The following is an 8728-nucleotide window of genomic DNA, read 5'->3' as shown; positions in this document are numbered from 1 at the left end:
CGCGCCAGGACCTCGGCGATGCCGTCCGCCACCCGCTGCCTCAGCTCGCCCGCGGCGGCGCGCGTGAAGGTCACGCCGGCCACCCGGCCGAGGGGGACGCCGGAATCGATCAACTCGAGGTAACGCAGGACGAGGCTCGTGGTCTTGCCCGTGCCGGCGGAGGCGATGCGGACCCTCACGCCGCCACCTACCTGACGCCCTCGCGGCACAGGTCGAACACCTTGCAGCTGCGGCAGATGTACCCCGGGTTCGGCCGCACCACCCCGGCCGCGAACTCCGGCAACGCCTCGCGAACCAGGCGCCGCTTCTCGGTCACGCGTCGCCACGACCCCCGCACGCCGCCGGGGGCGATGTCGATCGGCTCGCCACCGAGCGGCCACACCTTGACGTGAACGCGCGCGACCCGGAACGCCTTCTGGTCGAGGAGCGCCCCGACCGCCCAGTACTCGTTCCACCGGCTCCGCAGCGCCGCCTCGGCGCTGGCGGCGTCCCAGGCGTCGTCACCGGCCACGAAGCGGTAGATGGTGACCGCGAGCCGTCCGCCCTCAAGCTCCTCCTTGGCGGTCGCGTGCAGGAAGGCGGCGGCGAACCCCTCGCGGCCGCCAAGCTCGACCGCGAAGGTGAGATCGAGCAGGGTGGCCGCATGCTCCCGCAGCCACGCCGCGTGGCCCGGGAACGCGGTCGCCAGCGCCTCGAGTCCGGCGGCGTCGAGCCGGCCGCGCCTGGCCAACAGGGCGGCGCGCAGCCGCGCGCCCTCGTCGGCCGGCGGTGACTCCGGCTCCCCCATCAGGCGCAGCATCCCCTCGCCCCAGAGCCTGAAGCTGCAGTCGCGGTAGCGCCGCAGCCGCTCCACGAACGGGCGCCCCATGGGAACGCGCGAGAGGTCTGGGGCGTACGGGGTGACGGGGTCGAGCTCCAGCCGGGAGCCCGCCGGGACGGGCGGTAGGTCGGGCGGCTCCTCGCGGCCGAAGAGGGCCTCGTCCCGCACGAACGGTCCCCCCTGGTCGCCCCGCGGCGCCGTGATCACGAGGTGATCGGCGCGCGCCAGCAGCTCGGCCGCCACGGCGAGGTCGCGACCCTGGAAGCGTCGCGGCAGGCCGAGGCGTGCGAAGGCCTCCGCCGGTTCGCTCCGGCGCTCCTCGGGGAGGAAGTAGTCCTCGCGCTCCCCGGCGCCGTACGCCCCCTCGACGGCCCCAACCAGGTACGCCTTGCGGTAGCGCCGCCCCGACACGCGGGTGGCGTCGAGCAGCGCCACGCCCGCCGTCTGGTCGCGGGGCCGGCGAGCGTCCTGCAGCAGCGCGGCCCACCACGCCCGGAAGCCGTCGCCGCTACCGAGCCTGGCGGCCTCCTGCGCCTTCCCGAGCGCCTGGCGCACGACCTCGGCCGGGGCGTCCGGCAACGCCTCGCGCATGAGATCCCGCGCCCACGCGACCGGGTCTCCCCGCACCTCCAGCCTGTCGCGCCAGCGGAGCCACGCCTCGAGCAGGCCGTGGCGGGCCGCCAGCTCGCCGACGGCCGCTGCCCCCGCCACGCCCTCCGCCAGCGCGAGGCGCGCCAGCCCCTCCAGCTCCGGCACGGCGAGGAGCCGCGTCGGCGTGGGAAGCTCAGCCAGCTCCAACAGGTCGAGCAGCGTGCGCCCGGGTCCGTCGTCGGCGAGGGCGGCGGGCGTCTCGTCCATCAGCGGCACGCCGTACTCCTCGGCAAGGACGGTGAACGCCCTGACCCGGTTCGAGGGCACCACCACCGCGAGGTCGAGGGGCCCCATGCCGAGGCCGAGCAGGTCGCGCTTGAGGGAGCGCATCACCCAACGCCCTTCCTCGACCGGGTTGGCGGCGGCGAAGCGCTCCACCCTCGGGGCGGGGCGGGGCGGCAGCGTCACGTCCGCCACCACGCCGGGGGGCGCCTCGGGCAGGCTCAACCTGACGCGCAGCGGGCCCGCGAGGGCCGTGAAGAAGCGCAACTCGAGCGGTCCGATCTCGCGCAGGCCGTCCGCGACCAGCAGCCCGACTCCTTGCCGCGCGAGGAGGTCAGCCACCTCACCCTCGAGGGCGAGCTCGAGCGCCGCCCGCCTGGCGTCGTCGTAGTCCCACGCCCCGCGCATGCCCCGCTGGTAGGCGGCATAGACCTTGCGGAAGCGGCGCCGTTCGGGGTCGTCTGCCAGGCGCGCGTAGGCCTGCGGGGTGACCCCGAAGCGCTTGGCCTCCGCGATGGCGGCGGCGTAGAGGCGCGCCTCGCCCGGCGTCGGCAGCGCGCCAGTGACGTCGCGGAGCGCCTCGACGACGCGCACGAGCCGCGCCGTGCCGACGACGAGGGGGCGGAGGTCGCCGGCGACGCTCAAGAGCCGGTAGTAGAGCTGCTGCGCGCTCATGAACTCGAAGCCGAGCGCGGCCACGCCGCCCTCGGTGAGCCGCCTCAGCACGTGGGCGCGCTGTGCCGGCAGCCCGACCCACCAGACGAGCCGCTGCGCCGCCACCGCCGCCCTGGCCTCGGCCAGCAGGCGCGTGGTGCGGCCCGAGCCGGGCGGTCCGGTGATGACCTCGAGGCTCACGCGGGCATCATACGAGCGGCGCCGCCACGCGCCCGACCTCGCGGCGACGCCCGTCCCGCGCGCTCAGAGCAGCGGACGCCCCCACGGTATCGAGGCCAGCACGACGACGAGGGCGATGGTGTAGAAGATGGCGGCCTGGGCCGGCGAATCCTTGCGCTTGGCGCGGGCCGCGCCCAGGTGGAACAGCACGGCCGCGGCGATCATCCCGACGAGGTGCTCGGCGACGAAGAAGCGCACGGGCGTGTTCTTCATGGCCGCGCCCATGTCGGCGAAGGCCGACCTCGTGATGGGGCTCAGGAAGAGGTACAGCACCAGGCCGACCAGGACCTGGAGGTCGAAGACTCCGGTCAGGAGCCTGCCGAGGTTGAGTTGCTGGGGCGTCCAGCGACCCTTGGCGGCGGTCGCGGACCAGGCCATCACCAGCGCGACGAGGGCGATGATGATGACGGCCCAGCGGAGGTAGTTGTGCAGTGAAAGTACGAAGACGTACATGGAGCCTCCAAGCGTCGGTCGGCAGCAGGCCATGGGGCCGCGACGTCCCGACGAGAACGGCACCCAGCATCGTCCACGGCTTCACGGGGTGTCAACTGACGGGCGGGCCGGCGGCGTCCGCCGGCAGCCCGAGCTGACCGGCCAGGGCCGCAGCGGTCGCGACGGGCAGCCTACAGGCGCCCCGCACGCACACGTACGCCGTGGCGGCGCCGCCCGCCAGCGCGCCGAGGCGCCCCTCGAGGAGCGGCAGGCGCGTCAGGGCGGGCACGCGGCCGTCCACCAGCAGCACAAGGTCGGAAGGGCCCGCCAGGCGCCGCGCCGCGAGGGCCAGCTCCGCCAGGGCCGGGTCGCCCGGCCGGCCGACGAGGACGACCTCGCGCCCGGGGCGCGCCTGGAGCCCAGCGAGGGCGAGGCCCGACGCCAGGGCGAGCGGCTCGCGCGCAGCGGAGGCGGCGGCTGCCAGGGCGGCGGCACGGGCTCCCGCCTCGGCGCGGGCGTCGCTCCGGCACCTGGCCGCCCACCAGACGAGCTCTGCCGCGGCGACGTACTCGCTCGGGGTGGCGCCGTCCACGAGCCCCTTGGGGCGCACGAGCAGCGGTTCGGCGTCCGCCGCCGTGTTGAACCAGCCGCCGCCCTCCTCGTCGGCGAAGCGCCGGGTCACGACGTCGGCGAGTTCGAGGGCCCAGCTCAGGTGCGCCCCGTCGAGGGTGGCGCGGTGGAGGGCCAACAGGCCGAGGCCGAGGTAGGCGTAATCCTCCAACAGGCCCTCGACCCGCCGTTCGCCGGCGGTGTGGGAGTGCCAGAGGCGTCCCTCCAGCCACACGCTCGAGCGCAGCGCCGCGGTGACCTCCCCGGCCAGCGCTACGAGCCGCGGCCGTTCGAGGTCGGTTGCCGCGTCGGCGAGGGCGGCCACGAGCAGCCCGTTCCACGATGTCAACACCTTGGCGTCCGCGGCGGGCCGTTCGCGCCGCCGCCGCGCCGCCAGCATGGCCCGCCGCGCCCGCGCGAGCAGGTCCTCCACTTCCTCCACCGTCACGTCGGCGCGGCGCGCCAGTTCGGCGGCTGACACGGCGACGCGGGGGGTGGCCGCGGCCGGGAGCGCGTCCGCTGGCGGGACGCCCAGACCGCTCGCCACCAGGTCGAGCCGCCCGTTCGGAACCTCGCCCGCCACGGCGGCGGCCAGCTCGGCGCGCGTCCAGAGGTAGTGACCGCCCTCGCGCCCGCCCGCTTCCGCGTCCAGCGCGCACCAGAAGGCGCCGCCAGGGTCGCGCAGCTCACCCTCCAGCCAGGCCACGATGCCCTCCGCCGCGAGGCGGTGCCGCTCGGCGCCCGTCAGGCGGTACGCCCGCGCGTAGGCGCGCAGCAGGGCCGCGTTGTCGTAGAGCATCTTCTCGAAGTGCGGCACGCGCCAGGCGGCGTCGACGGCGTAGCGGAAGAACCCCCCGCCGAGGAGGTCGTGGACGCCGCCCCTGGCCATGGCGTCGAGGGCTCGCAACGCGACCGCCCTGTCGACCTCGTCCGGGCTGGCCAGCAGCAGCCGGACCGCTTCGTGCGCGGGGAACTTGGGCGCGCCGCCGAACCCGCCCTCGTCGGCGTCCTCCAGTTGCCGCAACCGCCGCGTGCCGGTCGCGACGAGGGCGTCGGCCGCAACCGCATCGTCGAGCGGGGTCGGAGCCGCACCCAGGCGCACCAGGGCGGAGGCGAGGTCGGCGGCGGCGGCCTCCACGTCGGCGCGGCGGGTGCGCCACGCGACGACCATGGCGTCGAGGACGCGCCTGAACGAGGGCGCCCCGAGCCCGTCCTCGGGAGGGAAGTAGGTGCCGCCGAAGAACGGCCGCCCCGTGGGCGTGGCGATCACGGTGAGGGGCCAGCCGCCGCTGCCCGTCATGACCTGGACGGCAGCCAGGTAGACGGCGTCGACGTCGGGCCGCTCCTCGCGGTCCACCTTGACGCTGACGAACTCGGCGTTGAGCAGCGCCGCCACCGCCGGGTCGCGGAACGACTCGCGCGCCATGACGTGACACCAGTGGCAACTCGAGTAGCCGATGGACAGGAGCATGGGCTTGTCGGCCTCGGCCGCCGCGGCGAACGCCTCCGGGCCCCACGGGTACCAGGCGACGGGGTCGGCGGCGTGCTGCGCGAGGTAGGGGCTGGGTTCGCCGGCCAGGCGGTTGCGCTCGCTCATGGCTCGAGGGTACGCCCCCGGCCGAGGCCTGGCGCGGCGTGGCGCACGTGTAGCGGGTGGTGCGCGCCGGGGCGGGAGGAAGCGGGAGGGGATCGCAAGAACACGCAAGTTCCCCCGGCGCGCACGTTCACGCTAGCCCAAGGTGACTGACGGGGTTCTTACCGGGGGCCGAGCGCGGCTAGAGTGGCGCCATGAGATTCGACGACCTGCGCAGGGCCTACAGGGTGGGCAGCCTCGGCCCCGACGACCTGGCGGACGACCCGCTGGAACTGCTCACGACCTGGCTCGAGCGCGCGGCCGCGGCGGGCGAGCCCGAACCGAACGCCATGGCGCTGGCGAGCGTGGCGGCCGACGGCCGGCCGAGCGTGCGCTTCGTGCTCCTCAAGGAGGTGACGCCAGCGGGCCTGACCTTCTTCACGAACTACGAGAGCCGTAAGGCGCGCGAGCTGGACGGCAGCGGCGCGGCGGCGGTGGCGCTCTGGTGGCCGGTGTTGGAGCGGCAGGTCAGAGTCGAGGGAAGCGTGGAGCGCGTGACGCGCGCGACGTCGGAGGCCTACTTCGGCTCCAGGCCGCGCGGCTCGCAGCTCGGCGCCTGGACCTCGCCGCAGTCGCGGCCGCTGGCCGACCGCGCCGAGCTCGAGTCGCGCGCCGCGGCGGTGGCGGCGCGCTTCGAGGGTGGGGCGGTGCCGTGCCCGCCTCACTGGGGCGGCTACCTCCTACGGCCCGAGCGCGTCGAGTTCTGGCAGGGCCGTGACGACCGGCTCCACGACCGCTTCCTCTACTCGTTGGAGGGGGCCGCGTGGAGCCTGACGAGGTTGGCGCCGTGAGCGCGGTTCAGGGGGTCGGCAGGTTCTCCGGGTGGACTATGACGCCGGCGCCCTTCACGATGCCGTCGATAGCGGCGTTGGCCGCCAACGACACGGCGTAATCCCTGACCGTGCCCTCCACCTCGGCGAGCGGCTTGATCCGCGCGGGTTGGTGGTCGTAGACGAGGACCACGTGGTAGCCGAACTGGGTGGCGACCGGCCCCACGCTCGTGCCGAGCGGGGCTGCCACCACGGCGGCCTCGAACTCGGGCACCATGGCGCCGAGGCCGAAGCAGCCAAGGTCGCCGCCGCGGCTCTTGGTGCCGTCGGTGCCGAACTCGGCGGCGAGCGCCGCGAACTCCTCCCCGCCCGTCAACCTCGTGAGCAGGTCGGTGGCGACGGCCTCGTCGGCGACGAGGATGTGGCGGGCGCAGTACTTCTCGGGCTCGGCGAAGCGCGCGCGCTCGGCCAGGTAGCGGACGACGACCTGGTCGTCCGTCACCTCGCTCGCGGCCGCCTCCCGCACCTGGTCGAGCAGCTGGCGGATGAGGTCCGACTCCTCGATCATCGCGCGCAACGCGGCCTCGCTCGGGAAGCCGGCGCCGGCGACCACGTCGGCGAACTGCTGCCCCTCCGCGAGGCCCGCCTTGATGCGCTCGATGGTGGCCTCCAGGCCGGCGGCGTCGGGCGTCAGGCCGCGGCGCCGCGCCTCGGCCGCCAGGGCGACCTCCTGGACCCGCTGGTCGAGGTAGTAGGGCAGGAGGCTCCAGAGCTCGGCGGCGAGCTCCTCGGTGTACGGCTGCCCCTGCTGAGCGGCGACGCCGCGCAGCGTGACGCCGAAGCGCCAGGCGACGTCGTCCGCGCGCTCCTCGTACGCGCCAAGGCGGATGACGACGGGGCCGTCGCCGGCGGCGGCCGCGGCCGCGGACGCGGACTGCGCGAGCGCGGCTCCGCCGAGAACGAACAGGGCGGCCAGCAAGTGGCCGCGGAGGCGGCGAGCGGCCGCGGCGCGAGGGGTGGTGGGTGAGGTCATGGGGCGCACCCTAACACTCGGCCCACCGGGCGCGCCTAAGCGCGCACCTGAGGGCGCGCCTAAGCGCGCACCTGAGGGCGCGGAGCCGGAAGGAGCCGCGGCGCGCGGGGCGCCAGGCCGACGCCGCGGGCGGGTCCGCCCGCCGCTCAGCTGACCTTGTCTGCCGCGAGCTCCTTGAGCCGCTCGTAGAGGCGCCGCTGCTCCTCGTTCGGGTGCGCCGGAACGACCACCCGCACCTCGGCGAACTCATCGCCCCTGGCGCCGCCCTCGCCGGGCCAGCCCTGGCCGCGGAGCCTCAGCACCCGGCCCGTGGAGGAGCCGGGCGGGAGCGTCATGTCGACCTCGCCGTCGAGCGTGGGCACCCTTATGGTTCCGCCAAGGGCCGCCAGGTGGTCCGGCACGCGCAGCTGCACGTGCACCGAGTCGCCGTCCACCCTGAAGGTCGTGCTGGCCACGTGCCTGACGTGGAGGATGAGGTCGCCGCCCGAAGGTGCCTGGCCGCGCAGCCTCAGCTTCGCGCCGTTGCGGACGCCGCGCGGCAGGGTGACCTCCAGGCTCTTGTCGCCGATCCTGATCGTGGTCGGTCCGCCCCGGTATGCCTGGACGACGCCGACGTCGAGGCGCGCCTCGACGCTGCTCGGCCGCGGGGCGCCGAAGTCGAACGGGTTGGCGTCGCGGCCGCGGCCGGCGTAGTCGGTGGCGAAGCCCCCCCGAGCGGTGGCGAAGCCGCCGAAGAGGGACTGGAAGAAGTCCGAGAAGCCGGCGAACTCCTCGGGCGACACGGTGCGGTAGTGCGCGCCGCCACCCTGCGCGAACGGGGGCACGGCGCCGGTGGTGCCGTACTGGTCGTACAGCTTGCGCTTCTCTTCGTCGGAGAGCACCGTGTAGGCCTCGTTGATCTCCTTGAAGCGCTCCTCTGCGCCGGCGTCGTCGGGGTTGCGGTCGGGGTGGTGCTTGGCGGCGAGCTTCCTGAAGGCGCGACGGATCTCCTCCTTGGTCGCGTCCTTCCCGACGCCCAAGGTCTGGTAGTAATCCTTGTAAGCTGCCACGCTACTCTCCCGCCTCCGGCCCGCGCCGGCGCGCCGTCAGTTGCCCCGCTCGGCCACGACCACGACGCGCGCCACGCGCACCAAACGCTCGCCCTGGACGAACCCGGGCTGGAACACCTCGGCGATGACGCCGGGTTCGCGGCCCGGACCCGCCGGTATGGTGGTGAGCGCCTCGTGCAGGTGCGGGTCGAACGGCTCGCCGACGCGGCCAACGCGGCGGATGCCGAGGCTCGCGAGCTGGCGTTCCAGGTTCTCCTTCACCATCTCGACGCCCGTGACGATGCCCGTGGAACCCTCGGCCTCGGCGGCCACCGCCAGCGCGCGCTCCAGGTCGTCGTACACGGCGAGCACGGGGGCCAGCACCTCGTCGCGCCCCTGCTCGCGCGCCTGCTCGACCTCGCCGAGGAGGCGCCGACGCATGGTCTCCATCTCGGCCCTCACGCGCAGCACGCGGTCCGCGGCGTCGTCGAGCTCCTGCTGCAGGGCCCCGTGTTGTTCCCGTAGGCGCTTGAGCTCACCTCTAAGGATGTCGGCCTCCGTATCGACGCCGCCGGCGGGTCGCGCCGCCGCGGCGTCCGTTGGCGCGCCGTCTGGTGCGCCCCCTGGCGCGCCGCC

The 8728-nt window shown here is 75.0% G+C and carries 8 protein-coding genes; 1 reads left to right on the top strand and 7 read right to left on the bottom strand.

The annotated features are described in order from the left end of the window. The 4 genes from H3C53_01335 to H3C53_01320 form a co-directional block, all read right to left on the bottom strand. Positions 1-179: UvrD-helicase domain-containing protein (locus tag H3C53_01335; GenBank protein MBW7915321.1), on the bottom strand; the 179-nt coding region annotated here is incomplete at its 3' end. A gap of 8 nt (positions 180-187) precedes the next feature. Further along, positions 188-2548, bottom strand: coding sequence for an ATP-dependent nuclease subunit B (locus tag H3C53_01330; protein MBW7915320.1), 2361 nt, complete (start codon positions 2546-2548; stop codon positions 188-190). A 63-nt stretch (positions 2549-2611) separates the two neighbouring features. Further along, entirely contained in the window at positions 2612-3040 is a 429-nt protein-coding gene (locus H3C53_01325) for a hypothetical protein (protein MBW7915319.1), read from the bottom strand. 91 nt (positions 3041-3131) lie between these two features. Next, the gene (locus tag H3C53_01320) at positions 3132-5225 is read right to left on the bottom strand and encodes a thioredoxin domain-containing protein (GenBank protein ID MBW7915318.1); all 2094 of its coding nucleotides are present in this window, start codon (positions 5223-5225) and stop codon (positions 3132-3134) included. 191 nt (positions 5226-5416) lie between these two features. On the opposite strand from H3C53_01320, the gene pdxH reads away from it, so the two are divergent. Then, positions 5417-6052 carry a pyridoxamine 5'-phosphate oxidase gene (gene pdxH, locus H3C53_01315; GenBank protein MBW7915317.1) on the top strand — a complete coding sequence of 212 codons (636 nt, stop codon included), beginning with the start codon at positions 5417-5419 and terminating at the stop codon, positions 6050-6052. Between the two features lie 7 nt (positions 6053-6059). Here the strand turns inward: pdxH and H3C53_01310 are convergent, their stop codons facing one another. The 3 genes from H3C53_01310 to H3C53_01300 form a co-directional block, all read right to left on the bottom strand. Next, the gene (locus tag H3C53_01310; protein ID MBW7915316.1) at positions 6060-7064 is read right to left on the bottom strand and encodes a peptidylprolyl isomerase; all 1005 of its coding nucleotides are present in this window, start codon (positions 7062-7064) and stop codon (positions 6060-6062) included. A 146-nt stretch (positions 7065-7210) separates the two neighbouring features. Continuing rightward, on the bottom strand, positions 7211-8113 hold the full coding sequence (locus tag H3C53_01305; protein MBW7915315.1) for a DnaJ domain-containing protein: 903 nt from the start codon (positions 8111-8113) through the stop codon (positions 7211-7213). A 36-nt stretch (positions 8114-8149) separates the two neighbouring features. Further along, the coding region (locus H3C53_01300; protein ID MBW7915314.1) for a nucleotide exchange factor GrpE at positions 8150-8728 on the bottom strand (579 nt) is incomplete at its 5' end.

This window comes from Trueperaceae bacterium (assembly GCA_019454765.1).
Classification (GTDB): Bacteria; Deinococcota; Deinococci; order Deinococcales; family Trueperaceae; genus JAAYYF01.
The sequence above is the reverse complement of the archived record's forward strand: the minus strand, read 5'-3'. Positions and strand labels throughout refer to the sequence as shown.